13 protein-coding genes and 1 pseudogene are annotated in these 17,074 nt (G+C 58.8%); 7 read left to right on the forward strand and 7 right to left on the reverse strand.

Annotated features, from left to right (window positions below; translation table 11 throughout):
• Positions 1–36: 36 nt before the first annotated feature.
• The gene (gene uvrA, locus FW764_RS16320; RefSeq protein WP_446434762.1) at positions 37–2,871 is read right to left on the reverse strand and encodes an excinuclease ABC subunit UvrA; all 2,835 of its coding nucleotides are present in this window, start codon (positions 2,869–2,871) and stop codon (positions 37–39) included.
• A 178-nt stretch (positions 2,872–3,049) separates the two neighbouring features.
• Between uvrA and FW764_RS16325 the strand changes: the two genes are divergently transcribed.
• From FW764_RS16325 to tam, 4 genes are all read left to right on the forward strand, one after another.
• Positions 3,050–4,444 carry an MFS transporter gene (locus FW764_RS16325; RefSeq protein WP_446434763.1) on the forward strand — a complete coding sequence of 465 codons (1,395 nt, stop codon included), beginning with the start codon at positions 3,050–3,052 and terminating at the stop codon, positions 4,442–4,444.
• A gap of 9 nt (positions 4,445–4,453) precedes the next feature.
• Positions 4,454–4,981, forward strand: a complete 528-nt coding sequence (locus FW764_RS16330) for a single-stranded DNA-binding protein (protein ID WP_010467282.1) — start codon at positions 4,454–4,456, stop codon at positions 4,979–4,981.
• Positions 4,982–5,102: 121 nt separating this feature from the next.
• Complete coding sequence (locus FW764_RS16335; RefSeq protein ID WP_446434764.1) at positions 5,103–6,692, forward strand: hypothetical protein; 1,590 nt, start codon at positions 5,103–5,105, stop codon at positions 6,690–6,692.
• Positions 6,693–6,742: 50 nt separating this feature from the next.
• The gene (gene tam, locus FW764_RS16340) at positions 6,743–7,504 is read left to right on the forward strand and encodes a trans-aconitate 2-methyltransferase (protein ID WP_446434765.1); all 762 of its coding nucleotides are present in this window, start codon (positions 6,743–6,745) and stop codon (positions 7,502–7,504) included.
• Positions 7,505–7,525: 21 nt separating this feature from the next.
• Here tam and FW764_RS16345 read toward each other — a convergent pair whose 3' ends face one another.
• On the reverse strand, positions 7,526–8,086 hold the full coding sequence (locus FW764_RS16345) for a cysteine hydrolase family protein (protein ID WP_446434766.1): 561 nt from the start codon (positions 8,084–8,086) through the stop codon (positions 7,526–7,528).
• Between the two features lie 321 nt (positions 8,087–8,407).
• Here FW764_RS16345 and FW764_RS16350 point away from each other — a divergent pair.
• Positions 8,408–8,491, forward strand: a pseudogene (locus FW764_RS16350) (alpha/beta hydrolase); the annotation flags it as partial.
• A gap of 126 nt (positions 8,492–8,617) precedes the next feature.
• On the opposite strand, the gene FW764_RS16355 reads toward FW764_RS16350, so the two are convergent.
• The 3 genes from FW764_RS16355 to FW764_RS16365 are packed head-to-tail and all read right to left on the reverse strand — an operon-like array spanning position 8,618 to position 11,599.
• Positions 8,618–9,574, reverse strand: a complete 957-nt coding sequence (locus FW764_RS16355) for a lysylphosphatidylglycerol synthase domain-containing protein (protein WP_446434767.1) — start codon at positions 9,572–9,574, stop codon at positions 8,618–8,620.
• Positions 9,564–10,826 (reverse strand): cardiolipin synthase ClsB, encoded by a 1,263-nt coding sequence (gene clsB / locus FW764_RS16360; RefSeq protein WP_446434768.1) that lies wholly within the window; start codon positions 10,824–10,826, stop codon positions 9,564–9,566. The genes FW764_RS16355 and clsB overlap by 11 nt, the downstream gene beginning before the upstream one ends.
• On the reverse strand, positions 10,823–11,599 hold the full coding sequence (locus FW764_RS16365; RefSeq protein ID WP_446434769.1) for an endonuclease/exonuclease/phosphatase family protein: 777 nt from the start codon (positions 11,597–11,599) through the stop codon (positions 10,823–10,825). Before FW764_RS16365 ends, clsB begins: the two co-directional genes overlap by 4 nt.
• Positions 11,600–12,075: 476 nt before the next feature.
• Between FW764_RS16365 and FW764_RS16370 the strand changes: the two genes are divergently transcribed.
• Together FW764_RS16370 and FW764_RS16375 are read left to right on the forward strand one after the other, a co-directional pair.
• Complete coding sequence (locus FW764_RS16370; RefSeq protein WP_446434770.1) at positions 12,076–14,187, forward strand: mechanosensitive ion channel family protein; 2,112 nt, start codon at positions 12,076–12,078, stop codon at positions 14,185–14,187.
• Between the two features lie 538 nt (positions 14,188–14,725).
• Positions 14,726–15,610 carry a sugar nucleotide-binding protein gene (locus tag FW764_RS16375; protein ID WP_446434771.1) on the forward strand — a complete coding sequence of 295 codons (885 nt, stop codon included), beginning with the start codon at positions 14,726–14,728 and terminating at the stop codon, positions 15,608–15,610.
• A 137-nt stretch (positions 15,611–15,747) separates the two neighbouring features.
• Here FW764_RS16375 and FW764_RS16380 read toward each other — a convergent pair whose 3' ends face one another.
• Positions 15,748–16,446: an OmpW/AlkL family protein gene (locus FW764_RS16380; protein ID WP_083356539.1), complete on the reverse strand. Its 699-nt coding sequence runs from the start codon at positions 16,444–16,446 to the stop codon at positions 15,748–15,750.
• Positions 16,447–16,542: 96 nt separating this feature from the next.
• Positions 16,543–17,064: a DUF3299 domain-containing protein gene (locus tag FW764_RS16385; protein WP_446434772.1), complete on the reverse strand. Its 522-nt coding sequence runs from the start codon at positions 17,062–17,064 to the stop codon at positions 16,543–16,545.
• Positions 17,065–17,074 lie beyond the last annotated feature (10 nt).

The raw sequence follows: 17,074 nt of genomic DNA on the forward strand, positions 1-17,074 counted from the left end.
GCAACGTGACAGGGGCTTTTTCATGCGCCCGATAAATCAGGCTTTGTCGCGCGCCAATAACGGCTTCAAGTAGTAACCGGTATGTGACTGCGGCATCTCCGAGACCTGCTCCGGCGTACCCACCGCAATGATCTGGCCGCCTTTGGAGCCACCTTCCGGCCCCAGGTCCACCAGCCAGTCGGCAGTCTTGATCACATCCAGGTTGTGCTCGATCACCACCACCGTGTTGCCGTGATCGCGCAAGCGATGCAGCACGTCCAGCAATTGCTGGATATCCGCGAAGTGCAGACCCGTAGTCGGCTCATCAAGGATATACAGGGTCTTGCCGGTATCGCGTTTGGACAGCTCGCGTGACAGCTTCACCCGTTGCGCCTCGCCACCGGACAACGTAGTCGCCGACTGCCCCAGCTTGATGTACGACAGGCCCACATCCATCAACGTCTGCAGCTTGCGCGCCAGCGCTGGAACTGCGTCGAAGAACACCCGCGCTTCCTCGATGGTCATCTCCAGAGTCTCGTGGATGCTCTTGCCCTTGTACTTGATCTCCAAGGTTTCGCGGTTATAACGCTTGCTTTTGCACACATCGCACGGCACGTAGATATCCGGCAGAAAGTGCATCTCCACCTTGATCAGGCCATCGCCCTGGCAGGCTTCGCAGCGACCACCCTTGACGTTGAACGAGAACCGCCCAGGCCCATAGCCCCTCGAGCGGGATTCCGGAACGCCAGCGAACAGCTCACGAATCGGCGTGAACAAGCCGGTATAGGTCGCGGGGTTGGAGCGCGGTGTACGGCCGATCGGGCTTTGGTCGATGTCGACGACTTTGTCCAGATGCTCCAGGCCCTTGATGCTGTCATGTGCGGCCGCTTCCAGAGTGGTCGCGCCGTTCAAGGCGGTAGCACTCAGTGGGAACAGCGTGTTGTTGATCAACGTTGACTTGCCCGAACCGGAAACACCGGTGACACAGGTCAGCAGGCCCAGGGGAATTTCCAGGTCGACATTGCGCAAGTTGTTGCCGCGTGCGCCCTTGAGGTGCAACGCCATCTTCTTGTTGCGTGGCGTACGCTTGGCCGGCACTTCAATCTTCACGCGGCCGGACAGGTACTTGCCGGTCAACGAGTCCGGGTGAGCCATAACTTCGGCAGGCGTGCCCTCGGCAACGATATGCCCACCGTGCACACCGGCGCCCGGGCCGATGTCGACCACGTAGTCGGCCAAGCGAATCGCGTCTTCATCGTGCTCGACCACGATCACCGTGTTGCCGATGTCCCGCAGATGCTTCAGCGTTCCCAGAAGGCGATCATTATCCCGCTGGTGCAGGCCAATCGACGGTTCATCGAGAATGTACAACACGCCCACGAGGCCGGCACCAATCTGGCTGGCCAAGCGAATCCGCTGGGCTTCACCGCCAGATAAGGTATCCGCGCTACGATCCAGCGACAGGTAATCCAGGCCGACGTTAACCAGGAACTGCAGGCGCTCACGGATTTCCTTTAGGATCTTGTCGGCAATCTCCCCGCGGCGTCCTGTCAGCTTGAGCCCGGCAAAATACTCACAGGCATCGCCGATCGGCAGGTTGGTCACCGCTGGCAACGTCTTCTCGCCCACCCACACATGCCTCGCCTCACGACGTAGGCGAGTGCCGCGGCAGTCCGGGCATGGCTGAGTGCTGAGGAACTTGGCCAGCTCTTCGCGCACACTTGCCGACTCAGTCTCGCGGTAGCGGCGTTCCAGGTTCGGCACGATGCCTTCGAACGGGTGCGAGCGCTTGACGATATCGCCACGGTCGTTCAGGTATTTGAAGTCGACGTTCTGCGAGCCGCTGCCGTGCAGGATGACCTTTTGCTGATCCGCCGGTAGCTGGTTGAACGGCACTTCCAGACTGAATGTGTAGTGGGACGCCAATGAGCCCAGCATCTGGAAGTAGTAGACGTTACGCCTGTCCCAGCCGCGTATCGCACCCTCCGCGAGTGTCAGGTCGCCATTGACCAGGCGCTTGATGTCAAAGAACTGCTTTACCCCAAGGCCATCACAGGTCGGGCAGGCGCCGGCTGGGTTGTTGAAGGAAAACAGCTTGGGCTCCAGCTCGCTGATGGCATGGCCACAGATCGGGCAGGCAAAGCGCGCGGAAAAAATGATCTCTTCGCCCGGCTCGTCATCCATCGGTGCAACCAGTGCAATACCGTCCGCCAGCTTCAGCGCAGTCTCAAACGATTCGGCCAGGCGTTGCTGCAAGTCGGCGCGTACTTTGAAGCGGTCGACCACCACGTCAATGGAGTGCTTTTTCTGCTTGTCGAGCTTCGGCGCTTCGTCCAGTTCGTAGAGCTTGCCGTTGATGCGCGCGCGAACAAAGCCTTGCGCACGCAGCTCTTCGAAGACCGAAAGATGTTCACCCTTGCGCTCGCGAATCACGGGTGCCAGCAGCATCAGCTTGGCGCCCTCCGGCTGGGCAAGCACCAGGTCGACCATCTGGCTGACGGTCTGGGCTTCCAGGGGAATATCGTGGTCCGGGCAGCGCGGAATACCCACACGTGCATACAGCAGACGCAGGTAGTCGTAGATTTCAGTAATGGTGCCCACGGTAGAGCGTGGGTTATGGGAGGTCGACTTCTGCTCGATGGAGATGGCCGGCGACAGACCTTCAATGGTGTCGACGTCAGGCTTTTCCATCATCGACAGGAATTGCCGGGCATAGGCCGACAGCGATTCCACATAGCGACGCTGGCCTTCGGCATACAACGTGTCGAAAGCCAGGGACGATTTGCCGGACCCCGACAAACCGGTGATGACGATCAGTTTGTCCCGGGGCAGGGTCAGGTCGATGTTCTTCAGGTTGTGGGTTCTAGCCCCACGAATCAGGATCTTGTCCAAGATGGCCTCGCACGGCGGGCGTAAATAATGCAGGAGTATACGGCTAAAGACTGGATGAATATACACTGTCACATTGCCGGGTGCAGCCTTACATGAAAGCTGCGTGGCAAAGCGCCGCATATACCCTCTCAATCGATGGGACTGGTAGAATCGCCGCCGGTTCACACGAGGTTTTTCCATGCACGATCCCCACAGCGAACGCATGAGTAGCGGCGAGACCCGAGCGGCAAGTGGTCTGGCCCTGGTGTTCGCCTTCCGTATGCTTGGCATGTTTATGGTGTTGCCGGTGCTGGCGACCTATGGAATGGATCTCGCAGGCGCGACCCCCGCCCTGATAGGCTTGGCGATTGGCGCCTATGGCCTGACCCAGGCCCTGTTTCAGATTCCGTTCGGGATCATTTCCGACCGTATCGGCCGTCGTCCGGTTATTTACCTGGGGCTTATCGTGTTTGCCTTCGGCAGCGTGCTCGCGGCGCAGTCGGATTCGATCTGGGGTGTTATCGCCGGGCGTATCCTGCAGGGCGCCGGTGCGATTTCCGCCGCTGTCATGGCGCTGCTCTCGGACCTGACCCGCGAACAACACCGCACCAAAGCCATGGCTATGATCGGCATGACCATCGGCCTGTCGTTTGCCGTGGCCATGGTAGTTGGCCCATTGCTGACGCGCGCATTCGGTTTGCACGGGCTGTTTCTCGCCACCGGCGGTATGGCATTGTTCGGGATTGTGATCGTGGCCTTCATGGTGCCGCGCTCCACCGGCACCTTGCAGCACCGCGAGTCCGGCGTGGCGCGCAAGGCATTGTTGCCGACACTCAAGCACCCGGACCTGCTGCGCCTGGATTTGGGTATCTTCGTGTTGCACGCAATGCTGATGTGCAGCTTCGTCGCGCTGCCACTGGCCCTGGTGCAAAAAGCCGGGCTGCCCAAGGAGCAGCATTGGTGGGTCTACCTTACCGCGCTGCTGATCTCGTTCTTCGCCATGATCCCGTTCATTATCTACGGCGAGAAGAAACGCAAAATGAAACGAGTTCTCCTGGGCGCCGTCGCGACATTGATGCTCACTGAGCTATTCTTCTGGCAGTTCGGCGACAGCCTGCGGGCGCTGGTAATCGGCACGGTGGTGTTCTTCACCGCGTTCAACCTGCTGGAGGCCTCATTACCTTCGCTGATCAGTAAAGTTTCACCGGCCGGTGGCAAGGGCACGGCGATGGGGGTGTATTCCACCAGCCAGTTCCTGGGCTCTGCGCTGGGCGGCATAATGGGTGGCTGGGTGTTCCAGCATGGCGGTTTGTCAGTTGTGTTCCTCGGATGCGCCGGGCTGGCTGCACTTTGGCTGGCCTTTGCTGTTACCATGCGCGAACCTCCCTACGTCACAAGTCTGCGTTTGCCGCTATCGCCCGAGGCGATCCGTGAGAGCGGTCTGGTAGAGCGCCTGAAGGCCGTCGTAGGGGTAACAGATGCAGTTGTGGTCGCTGAAGAGGCGGCCATTTACATCAAATTGGACACCGAATTATTGGATCGCGCGACGCTTGAGCAACTGGTCAACCCAGTGCCGACAGCGCGCCCAGCTTAGGAGAACGTTATGGCCCGTGGGGTTAACAAAGTCATATTGGTCGGTACATGCGGCCAGGATCCCGAAGTTCGCTACTTGCCTAACGGTAACGCCGTGACCAACCTGAGTCTGGCGACCAGCGAACAGTGGACCGACAAGCAGACCGGCCAGAAGGTCGAAAAGACCGAATGGCACCGTGTGTCGATGTTCGGCAAGGTTGCAGAGATCGCCGGTGAGTACCTGCGAAAAGGTTCGCAGGTCTACATCGAAGGCAAACTGCAAACCCGCGAGTGGGAAAAAGACGGCATCAAGCGTTACACCACTGAAATCGTGGTAGACATGCAAGGCACCATGCAACTGTTGGGCGGTCGTCCACAGCAGGGCGATCAACAAGGCGGGGGCAATAACTACCAGCAGTCCGCTCCGGCCCCACGCCAGCAGGCTCCGCGTCCGCAGCAGTCGGCACCGCAGCAATCGCGTCAGGCGCCGCCGCCACAGCAGGCTGCTCCTCAGCCGGCTCCGGATTTCGACAGCTTTGATGATGATATTCCGTTCTAACCCGGCAGTCCCAGCGTTTGCCGAATGTGAAAATAAAGCCCCTGACGTATGGCGTCAGGGGCTTTATTTTTGCCTGTAGAAATGGCCTGGGCCTCTGCAGTACCACGTAATGGATAACAGGATGGAACAGGAGTTGAAAGTGGGTGTTGAAACGGATGTACCGCACGCTTTATCGCAGGCCTTGGAGTCCTTTCGAGACCAGGCTCAGGATGCCGAAGAACGAATTGAGGAAGCCGTCGAAAAAGTCAGGCAGCTTGAAAAGGATCAGGCAACTCAACTGGCCAATCTAAAATATGAGCTGAGTAAAGAAATTCTAAAGCAAGCTAACGCCCCCATCACTAGGGCTACCCAAGCGCTCGTCTTTATCATTTCGGTCGTGGTGGTGGGCGGGTCTACGCTGACCTACTTCGTCAGTAACAATTTGCAGACAACCTTTGAGTCGCAAATGAAACATCAGGTTGAGTCCTGGCTTTCATTGGAGAACGAGTCCTCAATTGCGAGCAGAACGCTGGATGCCTATCGAACCCGGGCATTGCTTGATTCCTACATGATTCAGCTGGCCCGTCAAAAGGCCTCGCGCGGATCGAGCGTGCGGCTGGACTTCAGAAAGGGCGATCAAGACAGGTTGTTGTCGATAATCGAGTCGATTGATTCGCAAGCCTCTGACTTTCTCGATGCGCTCAATCTGCTTTCGGTTTCCCGCGGAGGCTGGGGATTCGGGGCTCGTAACGATTCGGTCAGCCAGCGCTTGAGAGCACTGTTTAAGAGTGCTGAGTTTGACATCAATCGTAAGCTCTCCATTCTTAACGTTATGGACCGTGACGAAGGCTTGATGCCTGTGGCAGCCGATATCATCGAGGACCCTAGTCAGCCGCAGCCACTTAGGTTTCAGGCGTTTAGAATGTTTCAGAACGAGGGCCTTGATACCAGCAATGGAGTGCTTGCTCACCGCTATGCGTTGCAGCAACTCACGTCCTCTCAGGACCCGGACCGTGCAATGGAAGTGGTGCAATATCTGGCAAAGATCGACCCCTTCAGTCAATCGTTAGCGGCCTTTCTCCAAACACTTGATGAGCAGCCACGCGCCTCGAAAATCGTGCTGCGCATGGCGGCAGCTGACGGTTGGATTAGCCTGTTACCTGACACCAGCTTTCAGTCCATGGTCGATATTGATAGGACGAACCCGCCAGCGGACCGGGAAAAATTACGCCAATTGATCGCCACAAACCTCTCCTTGGCCATGGGCGATGGCTTGAGTATGGGCGTCGTAGAGAATAATTACGGTAGGCCGGCGCTCTCCCTGCATTTCTTTAACACTTCCGGATCCCGGCGCGACATAGATTTCCGTCTCGACCGGCTGTTCACTGATACCCAACTGCTAAGTGCGTTGTTCGAGATAGAGCAACCGAATAACCTGGCGTCATTCGTGGGTTTCTTTAATACGGTCTATCACGACGAAGGCATTACCAATCTGCGTTTGAAAGTGCCTGTCGCGGCATTTGATGTTGCGCAAAGGCAGGCGCTGGGAGATCAAGTAGAGGTCCAGTTGAAGGTTTCGCCGGAGGGTGTCGTCAATTATCGGTGGACGGACCGTGACGGCAACGTTCATCAGCAGCCACAGCTCGGAGCCTTTAAACCTACAGATATCAAGATTGTGTTTGATCGCGACTACCTGCTCTACAAAGCACCCTACGATACGTTGATGTTTTAACTGCCTGAGCTGGGTGCCTTTTAAATCAACGCTTAGAGAGGAACTCCCGCATGACCTGGTCAGCCAAGCAGTACACGATGTTTGAACAGCAGCGCACCCGTCCCGTCCGTGACTTGGTCGCGGCCATCCCCACTACGGATGTGCGTGCCGCCGTCGACCTGGGCTGCGGCCCTGGCAATTCCACCGAGGTGCTGGCCGAGCGTTTTCCGCAGGCACACGTCACCGGCCTGGACAGCTCCGACGATATGCTTGTCGATGCGCGCAAACGCTTGCCGGCGCTGAACTTCGAATTGGCGGATATCGGCGCCTGGAGTCCGGCACAAAAATTCGACGTGATTCTGGCCAACGCTTCCCTGCAATGGCTGCCGAACCACGCCACACTCTATCCGCACCTGGTCAACCAACTGACGCCCGGTGGCACGCTAGCGGTGCAAACCCCGGACAACCTTGATGAACCGGCGCACCGCCTGGCCCGCGAAGTCGCAGCCGAGGAGCCGTGGGTGGCGAAGATCGGTTCGGTCAAACACAATGAGCGGCATACCGCGAGCTACTACTACGAGTTGCTGAGTAAACACTGCGGCACCGTTGACGTCTGGCGCACCACCTACCTACACCCGCTGGCGGACCACGCGGCCGTAGTGGAATGGTTCAAGGCTTCAGCGTTGCGGCCCTTTCTCGCACCGTTGAGCGATAGCGAAAAAGCCGCCTTCCTACACGAATACGAGGGTCGGATTACCCAGGCTTACCCAGCGCTGGCCGATGGCACTGTGTTGCTGCCATTTCCTCGATTGTTCATCATCGCGATCCGCTGACATGCGGTAAACAAGTGGCGGTTATACCGCCGCTTGCGCTTTCAAATACTCATCCGTCGACACCACGCCCGCATAGCCAAAGGCCAGCGACGCCATATAGGCCCCATGCACCTGCGCCGCGGGAATCACCTGCCCATTGAACTCCAGGTCTCGCGTTGCACACGCATCATGCAGCACGGTGACCTTGTAGCCCAGGTCCGCAGCCGCACGCACCACCGCGTCGATGCACATATGGCTCATGCTACCGACGACCACCACTTCGGTAATGGCGCGTTGTTCCAGCAACGCGCGCAGATCAGTGCCGCGAAACGCGTTCACGAAGTGTTTAAGCACCACGGGTTCATTCGCCTCATTCAGCACCTTGGCATGCAAGTGCGCGCCCTCGGAACCCGGCGTGAAAAACGGCGCGTCTTCAGAGGTGAACTCATGGCGCACATGAATGACTGCATAGCCCGCCTGACGAAAGGCCTGCAACACCTGCGCGGCCTTGTCTGCCGCTGCTTCTACGCCTTCGAGCGGCCACTTGCCTTGTGGGAAGTAGTCGTTCTGGATGTCGATCAAGATGAGCGCTTGCTTGGCCATGCGTGATGCCTCGTGATAGGTGGAAGAGCTCCAACATTTTAGCGGGTGCTGGGGCTAGGGCCGGGTGAGTCGTGCAAAACGCCGCGCGTTTAAAGCCGCATCGTGCAGAGTCAAGCAGGCTTACTGCCACTACTTTTCCAGTAACCGGTTGATTTAACAACCCTCCTTTACGCCGCGCTTTGGCTTGATCCCTGCAACCTTCTCTGCACACATAGGCGGGGACGCATGACCCCAACTCAACGCAAGAAAATCGTGGTTGCTCAGTCCACACGAGAGGGCGCACCACAGCACGAAGTCGAAGCCAACCGCACCCCGGTGTCCCAGCAAGCCTGCACCTCGATCCTGGTGGACTGGATTACCGAGATGGTCGTGAGCGAACGGTTGAGCATTATCCAATCCCGCTGATGATGCAGTGCTCTCCAGGGCCCCTTCGTGAGCAAGCTCGCTCCCACCTTCGACCGGGTACATCCTTGAAATAGGGGCAAAATGTGGGGGCTCGCTCGCTGAGAGGGCGGTCCTGTCAACACTCTATCAAGCAGGTGTCTTCCTGACCCGCAACGCCTTGGCCTTAGCCTCAACCCCGAGGTACATCACCAGCGCAATCAACAGCGGCAAAATAAAGTAGATCGCCCGGTAGGCAATCAACCCCGCGAGCAAACTGCCCCGCGACGCCTCATGCTGCAGCAGTCCGATAAACACAGCTTCCAGCACCCCGAGCCCCGCCGGGATATGAGTGACCACACCGGCAATCGCGCTGATCAGCAACACCCCCAACACCAGTGGATAGTCCAACTTGGCCGGTAACAAGGTAAAGATCACTGCCGCCATCAATGACCAATTCAACGCGCCCAACGCCAACTGCAAACAGGCCATGCGCAAAGAAGGCAGGTTGATCTCGATGCCCTTGATCGACCACGCGCGCTTTTTTGAAAACCGGCACGCCCCGAGATAACCCAGGCTGACCAACACCAGCAGCACCCCAATGCCCTGCAAGGCAAACGTGCTGACTTTCCAGCCCGGCGGCATGGTCACCCACCCGCTGGTGAACACCACGCCGGCCAGTGCCATGTAGCCAAACCAATTGGTGGCCAGGCTCAGGCCAAGAATCTTGGCGATATTGCCGGTGCTCACCCCGAGCCGCGAATACAGTCGATAACGCATGGCGATCCCACCGACCCAAGCGCTCAGGTTGAGGTTAAACGCATAGCTGATAATCCCCACCGGCAGGATCTGCTTCCACGACAGAGATTGGCGAATGTAAGTGCGGCCGATCAGATCGAAGCTGGCGTAGACCAGAAAGCTGCACAAGGTCAGCGCGCCAGCGATCAACAGCGTACGTAGTTTGAAGTCACCCAGCGTGCCCAGCACTTCGCTCCAGTCGATGCGCCGGGCGAGCAAGGTGAACAGCACGATCAGTATCAGAAAGAAGGCGATCGTCAGCGGTTTCTTCCAGCGCGTGAGGCGCGAGCCGCCGGCCTTAGCGGTCATGGGCCTGGCTCTGAAAGGGTTTCAAACGCGGTTTGTGCGCCGGTAGCCAGCCCGTCAATGCGGGGAAATGGCGCATCACATGAAACACCAGAAACCCCACGGTCAACCGCCATAACCACAGGCGTGGCTTGCGGTTTTCCGGCATGGTCTGACAATGGTTTTTCGCGAGTATTTCGAGGCGCTCGTACAGTTGCTGATTGAACGCACGGTCGCGAATCAGCACGTTGGCCTCCAGGTTCAGTGACAGGCTCAAGGGGTCCAAGTTGCTCGAGCCCACGGTGCTCCACTCGTCATCCACCAACGCGACTTTACCGTGCAGCGGTCGCTGGCAATACTCGTGAATCACCACGCCATCCTTGAGCAGATAGTCGTAGAGCATGCGCGCCGCCAGCTTGGCCAACAGCACATCCGGCTGGCCCTGCATGATCAGTTGCACGTGCACGCCACGGCGCGCGGCATTGCGGATCTCGCGCAGCAAGCGGTAGCCGGGGAAGAAGTAGGCGTTGGCAATCACCACGCGTTTTTGCGCCTTGCTCAGGGCGTGGACATACGCCTCTTCGATGTCGTCGCGGTGCTGCACGTTGTCGCGATAAATCAGGCGCACGAGGCCTTCGCCGTCAGCATTCGTCCACAGCGCCGGACGTTGCTGGCGCCGTCGCCAGCCGCGCCGGGAGCGAACCTGGCGACCGCTTTGTGCGAGGGCAAAGTGGTGAAGGTCTGACACTGCTGGGCCGATGATTTGTACGGCGTAATCCTGCTTGGCTTCGGGACCGAAATCAGCCAAGTGATCAGCCGAAAAATTGATCCCGCCAATAAACGCCACCGTCGCGTCCACTACTACAATCTTGCGATGCAGACGACGAAACCAATTGGTGCGAACCCCCAACATTTTCGGCGCCGGGTCGAACATCTGCACCAACACGCCCGCCTGCGCCAACTCGCCGAGAAAGGCAGGGCTCAGCTCGCCGCAGCCGAACCCATCCAGGCTGGCCACCACCTTCACGCCGCGCTGCGCCGCCTCGATCAGAATGCCTTTGAGTTCATGACCGACCTTGTCTTCAAAAAGAATAAACGTCTCCAGCAGAATCTCCCGCTGCGCCTCGCGCATCGCGTCAAACACCTTCGGAAAGTACGCCTCGCCGTTCTCCAGCAGCTCGATCTGGTTGCCGCCTTGCCAGCCATAATCGAGATCACGCGCCTTGGACTCATCCGGCGGCTGATCGGTGGCGATGTGCTCTACCGCGACGTTCATAGCTCGATCTCCACTGACAGCGGCACGTGGTCCGACAGGTGGGACCAAGGCCGGGTGGTGAGCACTCGGGGGTTATGAACCTTCAGGTTGCGCACATAAATGCGATCCAGCGGCAGCAACGGTAAACGCGCCGGGAACGTGCGCGCGGGCTTGCCATTGGCTTCGACGAAGACTTCCTTGAGGCCGCTTTGGCTCAGGTCGGCCTTCTGGCGCCAGTCGTTGAAATCACCGGCGACCACCAGCGGTGCGTCAGCGGGGATTTCGCTGATGCGCTGTTGGAGCAAACACAATTGCTGCTGGCGATGCACCTCGCGCAAACCCAGGTGCATGCAAATGGCATGCACCTCCTGCCCGGTGTTTGGCAGGCGCAACACACAGTGCAATAGGCCACGGCTTTCATGGCCGCTTTGCGAGATGTCGAGGTTGTCATAGCGCACGATCTGGAATTTCGACAGCAGCGCATTACCGTGGTCGCCATGCGGGTAAATCGCGTTACGCCCATAGGCGAACTGCGGCCAGATGCTGTCGGCGAGGAATTCATACTGCGGCATTTTAGGCCAATCGCTGTAGCGCTGTGGATGGCGTTCGTGGGTGCCGTGAATTTCCTGCAGGAACACCATGTCGGCACCCACGCTGCGCACCGCTTCACGCAACTCGGGCAGGATGAAGCGTCGATTCAACGCGGTGAAGCCCTTGTGAATATTCACCGTCAGCACCGTGAAGCGGGTGATGGCTGTGGTGGGCGTGGCGGGGATCAATTCCGGATGAGTCATGGCAGCCCCCCAGGCTCCGCCAACCTGCCCGGCGCAAATTGAAATTCGCTTTTCGGGGTCAGCCTGTCGGGGTAGACGCCCTCGCGCCAGCCGGAAATGCCGATGTAAATCGCCGCCATGGTTGCTCCCGTGGATGTAGGGGTCAAGTGACCTCCGTTTTGGGATGACTGCCGTTTTTGCCGGAAAGTTTCCACGGTCCTACAGACGGTACACGGTAAAGAAATGTGCGAGCAGGCAAGCCCGGACATTAGATTAATGGTGTTGCTGAATCAGTGCCCCGTAACCATGCGCTTAGAGCTCTCGACATACACCGGCCCCGGCATCCCGCGATCCCCCCGTTAATCGCCGCAATGGTCAATCTGAGGCTTCAATCAGGCGTGCAGTGTCGGAGGTTGGCTTGTGCGGACAACGCCAGGGAACGATCAGGATGAAAACCCGTCAGTTCCTTACAGACCCTGCTGAAGGAGCGCGGTGTTTTGCTGAATCTAAAGGCTGCATTACTGCTCGGGGCGCTGCTGTTTTGTGGTAGCGGTGCACTGCACGCGGCGGCGCCCGCGCCCGCGCCCGCACCGCAAACGCCCGCTAAGCCGGAGTTGTTGGTAGAGGGCGGCTTGCTCGGCGCTATCAGCTCCAGCATCGACGACGTTCAAGATAAACTCGACCGCAATCAACATCTCATCGACGCCTGGCGTTTACGCGCCGATCGTGCGGCGGACGAAGTAGGGCGGTTGGTCGGCCAGACCGCCGAACGTTCGCCATGGAGCGCGGCCGGTGACTTCCTGTTGCTGTCCGGGGTGTGGGGTGGCACCTTTGCGGTGTTGACGCTGCTGGGGCGATTTATGGTGCAACGCTTGTCTCGGCGGCATTTCGTCGAACAGCGCGAGCGCCTGCGAGCGGTACTTGGGTATGTGGTGCCCTATACGATGGCGGCTATTATCTGCCTGCCGCTGACCCTCTACGTCAGCCACTTCTTGCCCACGTCGGTGGGGCGCGCGCTGGCGCTGTGTTTCGCCTACGCGACCAGCAGCGGCATTTTTTCCACGTCAATGTTGTTGTGCGTCAACGTCATGTTCAACGTCGGTCACAAACGCCCCGCGGTACGGATCATTCGTGATTATTGCCCCAAGCCGCTGTTCCTGATCGGGTTCCTCGCCGCCCTCAGCGACGCGCTGACCAGCCCGCAAATCGCTCGGCAACTGGGTGGCAATATCACCAGCAGCATCGCGGTATTCACCGGCCTATTCGCGGCGCTGATTTTCGGTGTGTTGGCGGTGCGCCTACGCCGTCCGGTGGCGCATTTGATTCGCAATCGGCCACTGGCCCAGCGCCTCAAACACCCAGAGATGCAGCAATCGCTGCGGGTGTTTTCCGGGCTGTGGTATTGGCCGATTCTATTGATGGTGCTGGTCTCTGGCATCAACTTGATCGGCGCTGGCGACGATAACCAGAAGGCCCTGCGCTGCGCGTTGTTCACCACCCTCTTGCTGATCGGCACGGTGTTTCTCAGCACGGTGTTGCAGCACCTGTTCAAATCCCGCAGCCAGGTGGCGATTCAGCGCAGCAGTGCCTACAAGGAACGTTTCCTCAGCCTGTTACACGCGATTTTGCGCATCGCCATGGCCATCGCCTTTATCGAAATCCTCGGGCGCATTTGGGGTATTTCGCTGTTCGAGTTCGCCCAGCGCAACTCGGTCGGCCGAGCGATCAGCGATTCCCTCAGCAGCATCGGCCTGATCCTGCTGGTGACCTGGCTGTTCTGGGTCGTGCTCGACACGGCGATCCAGGAAGCGTTGAAACCACCGGTGAATAAACGCTCCAGCCGCCAGCCGAGTACGCGGGTCAAAACCATCCTGCCGCTGTTGCGTAATGCGGTGAAAATCGTCCTGGTGGTGATCTGCGCGATCACCACCATGGCCAATCTGGGCATCAACGTTGCGCCGCTGCTGGCCGGTGCCGGCGTGGTCGGCCTGGCCATCGGTTTCGGTTCCCAGCAACTGGTGCAAGACGTGATCACCGGTCTGTTCATCATCATCGAAGACACGCTGTCCATCGGCGACTGGGTGGTGCTCGACTCCGGCCACGCTGGTACGGTCGAAGGCCTGACCATCCGCACCCTGCGTCTGCGCGACGGCAAGGGTTTTGTGCACTCGGTGCCGTTCGGGCAGATCAAGGCGGTCACCAACCAGTCACGGCAGTTTGCCTATGCGTTCTTCTCGGTACAGTTCACCTATGACACCGACGTGGACAAGGCCTTGGAGCTGATCCGCGAGGCCGGGCAGTCGATTCGCGACGACGTGTTCCTCAAGTACAACCTGCAAGGGCCGCTGGAGGTGTTTGGCGTCGACAAAATGGACCTCAACGGCGTGGTGCTGACCGCGCAATTGCGCACGGTATCGGGTGGGCAATATGCGGTGAGCCGCGCGTTCAACCAGCGGTTGAAAAAGCGTGTGGATAACTGTGATGAGGTGCACTTCGCGCAAACTTATCCACAACCGGTGTGGTTGCCTAAGCGCACAGCCGAGCTGGATGAGCCGGATGCCGAGGTGCAGGCTTCGGTGGTGTTGACCGAGCAGCCCAGGTCTCAATAATTCGTGGTGGCCGTGCGGGCCTCATCGCGGCTTAGGTATCTACGCAATTTTTTGTGTTGCGCTAAGCTTTTTTACGGGGTTTTTAGGTAGATATGAGTACATATCCGTTACCCAAATTACGGATACATACCCAGCGCCCCCGCGACAACCAAAGAATTCAACCCATAAAAAGATGTGTAGATACCTAAGCCGCGATGAGGCCAGTGCGGTCAATACAGATTTCACTGCCTGATCAACTTCTCCTGCACCGCCTACTGATCCCGCGCCACTCACCGCCGGCACCTTACTGCCCGGCAACAGTGTGCCGACAAGGTGCTGACGGCGGGGTGAAAGCCGTCCAAGACCGTGTCGGTCGATTCAGGAAGGTTCATAACCCTCATATGCAACCAGCGGTGCCAAGTTGCAACCCCGCACTTTATCCGTGACGGTTGCGCTACAAACCCGCAAAATGCAACGATTCTGGAATAAACCTACGGCAGGCGTTACCCGCCCGTCGATAATAACCATCGTTCCAAACAGACCGGGCCTGCTCAATACTATGCGAATGCGCCTTATGTTACTGGGCGGCGGGAATGCCCTCGGGCAGGCGCTGATTCGCCTCGGTGCAGAGGAAGACATCGGTTTCCTCGCCCCCAAACCGCCCCAAGACGGCTGGGATGCCGCGAGCCTTACCCAACTGCTCGACGACACCCGTCCCGATGCGTTGATCAACCTCGCCTACTATTTCGACTGGTTCCAGGCCGAAGCCGTCAGCGAAACCCGTTTGGCCGCCCAGGAGTTTGCTATCGAGCGCCTGGCCGAGCTGTGCCAACACCACAGCATCACCTTGCTGCAACCGTCCAGTTACCGCGTATTCGATGGCTCCCGCGCGACCGCCTACAGCGAAAAAGACGAGCCGGTGCCTCTGGGCCTGCGCGGCCAGGCGTTGTGGCGCATCGAACAGAGCGTGCGCGCCACGTGCCCGCAGCATGTGTTGCTTCGCTTTGGCTGGTTGCTCGATGACAGCGTCGACGGCACCCTCGGGCGCTTCTTGGCCCGGGCCGAGAAGCCGGATGAGTTACTGATGGCCGATGATCGGCGCGGCAACCCGACGCCGGTGGACGATGCCGCGCGGGTGATCATTTCGGTGCTCAAGCAACTCGATTGCGCGGCGCCGCTGTGGGGCACTTATCACTACGCCGGGCACGAGGCGACCACGCCGTTGGCGCTGGGCCAGGCGATTCTTACCGAAGCGCGCAATTTCCACCCGTTGGCGATTGAATCCCCTACAGCCCAGGCCCATGCGGCCCGGCCGGATGCGGCGGATGAACCGCAACATGCGGTGCTGGCTTGCAAGAAGATCCTGCACACCTTCGGCATCAAGCCACGAGCGTGGCGGGCGGGGTTGCCGGCGTTGCTGGATCGGTTCTACCGGCGCAGCTGACACCACACAAACCAAAAATGTAGGAGCGGGCTTGCTCGCGAATGCGCAGTGTCAGTCAACAACTCAGTCGACTGACCCTCCGCTTTCGCGAGCAAGCCCGCTCCCACATGGGTTATGCAGTGTGACTTAAACCGGGTTTAGAACTTGTAGCCGATACCGACCATGTAAACCATTGGATCGACGTCCACATTGACCTTGGCGCGGGTGCCTTGGCCCAGCGCGTTATTGTCCACGGTGGCCTTGGTGCTGATGTCGATGTAACGCGCCTGGGCGTTGATCATCCACTTGTCGTTGATCATGTAGTCGGCACCGATCTGTGCGGCCCAGCCCCAGGAATTCTCGGCCTTGAAGTTGCTGAAACCGGCTTGTTCCGCGCGGCTGCTGACGTGCTCGTCGTAGATCCAGGTGTAGTTGATACCGGCGCCCACGTACGGCTGGAAGGCGGATTTATTGTCCAGTGGGTAGTACACGACGCTCAAGGTTGGCGGCAGGTGTTTCAGCGTACCGAGCTTGCCGTTGGCAGCGCCGAGGGCCGTGTTCTTGATCTTCACGTCATGCTCGAACGGTGTGGCCGCCAGCAATTCGATACCAACGTGGTTGGTCAGCATGTAGGCGAAGTTGAGACCCAATTGAGTGTCGCTGCTCATGGTCGCCTTGCCGCCCAGGTTGGTGCCCGCCAAAGGGCCCTGATCAACCTTGACGCTGCTGCTGTCTGCCTTCGGATTCACGGTGATTGCACCGGCTCGAATCAGAATATCGCCCGCTTCATGAGCATGGGCAGCAGGGGCGCAGAGGGCGAGCGCGACAAGGGACGCGCCGAGCAGGGACTTGTTCATGGGAGCTCCAGAGGATGTATTAAAAGAGATACATCCAATGGTAAAGATCGTTCCTGTCTGGCTTTTGACTCAGCTCAATGAAACCGTAATAACCCGCTACTCTTGAAGTTCGTAGACGTAAATTTTCTGCGCATCCATCTGATAACCGGCATCCGCCAACTCACTCGACGACGGCTTGACCTGCATCTCGCCCTCGATCCAATACGGCTGGTACAGCTCATCGAGCTTCACCCCGATTTCGCTTTTCACATGCACGATCTGGTTTGACGGTGGCGGCGGCACATGGATGCACGCGCCGAAATAGGGAACTAGCAAAAACTCGGTGGTACGCCCTTCTTCGCTGACTTCCAGCGGCACGATATAACCCGGCAAACGGATGTGCTTACCGTTGAGGCTCTGCACCACCGGTGCGTTGGGCAAGTCCTGTTTGGCGGCCGGCGCCGACTCGACCGACAACGCGTCGGCCATGTTCGACAGGTCGTGCAGCGGCTTCATATTGGGAATTTCCGGCGGCGCATCCGGCGGGATCATCTCCTGCCAGGACAGGTCCTTGGGCTGATCTTGCGCCCAGGCGGGCACCACCACCAACAGCAACAATGCAAACAGGGCACGACGCATCGACGCCTTC

The organism is Pseudomonas sp. 1152_12 (assembly GCF_052850675.1).

Excerpts from the sequence above, each read along its gene's own strand:
- FW764_RS16325 (WP_446434763.1), top strand. The coding sequence starts at position 3,050 with ATGCACGATCCCCACAGCGAACGCATGAGTAGCGGCGAGACCCGAGCG.
- FW764_RS16330 (WP_010467282.1), top strand. The coding sequence starts at position 4,454 with ATGGCCCGTGGGGTTAACAAAGTCATATTGGTCGGTACATGCGGCCAG.
- FW764_RS16335 (WP_446434764.1), top strand. The coding sequence starts at position 5,103 with ATGGAACAGGAGTTGAAAGTGGGTGTTGAAACGGATGTACCGCACGCT.
- tam (WP_446434765.1), top strand. The coding sequence starts at position 6,743 with ATGACCTGGTCAGCCAAGCAGTACACGATGTTTGAACAGCAGCGCACC.
- FW764_RS16345 (WP_446434766.1), bottom strand. The coding sequence starts at position 8,086 with ATGGCCAAGCAAGCGCTCATCTTGATCGACATCCAGAACGACTACTTC.
- FW764_RS16355 (WP_446434767.1), bottom strand. The coding sequence starts at position 9,574 with ATGACCGCTAAGGCCGGCGGCTCGCGCCTCACGCGCTGGAAGAAACCG.
- clsB (WP_446434768.1), bottom strand. The coding sequence starts at position 10,826 with ATGAACGTCGCGGTAGAGCACATCGCCACCGATCAGCCGCCGGATGAG.
- FW764_RS16365 (WP_446434769.1), bottom strand. The coding sequence starts at position 11,599 with ATGACTCATCCGGAATTGATCCCCGCCACGCCCACCACAGCCATCACC.
- FW764_RS16375 (WP_446434771.1), top strand. The coding sequence starts at position 14,726 with ATGCGAATGCGCCTTATGTTACTGGGCGGCGGGAATGCCCTCGGGCAG.
- FW764_RS16380 (WP_083356539.1), bottom strand. The coding sequence starts at position 16,446 with ATGAACAAGTCCCTGCTCGGCGCGTCCCTTGTCGCGCTCGCCCTCTGC.
- FW764_RS16385 (WP_446434772.1), bottom strand. The coding sequence starts at position 17,064 with ATGCGTCGTGCCCTGTTTGCATTGTTGCTGTTGGTGGTGGTGCCCGCC.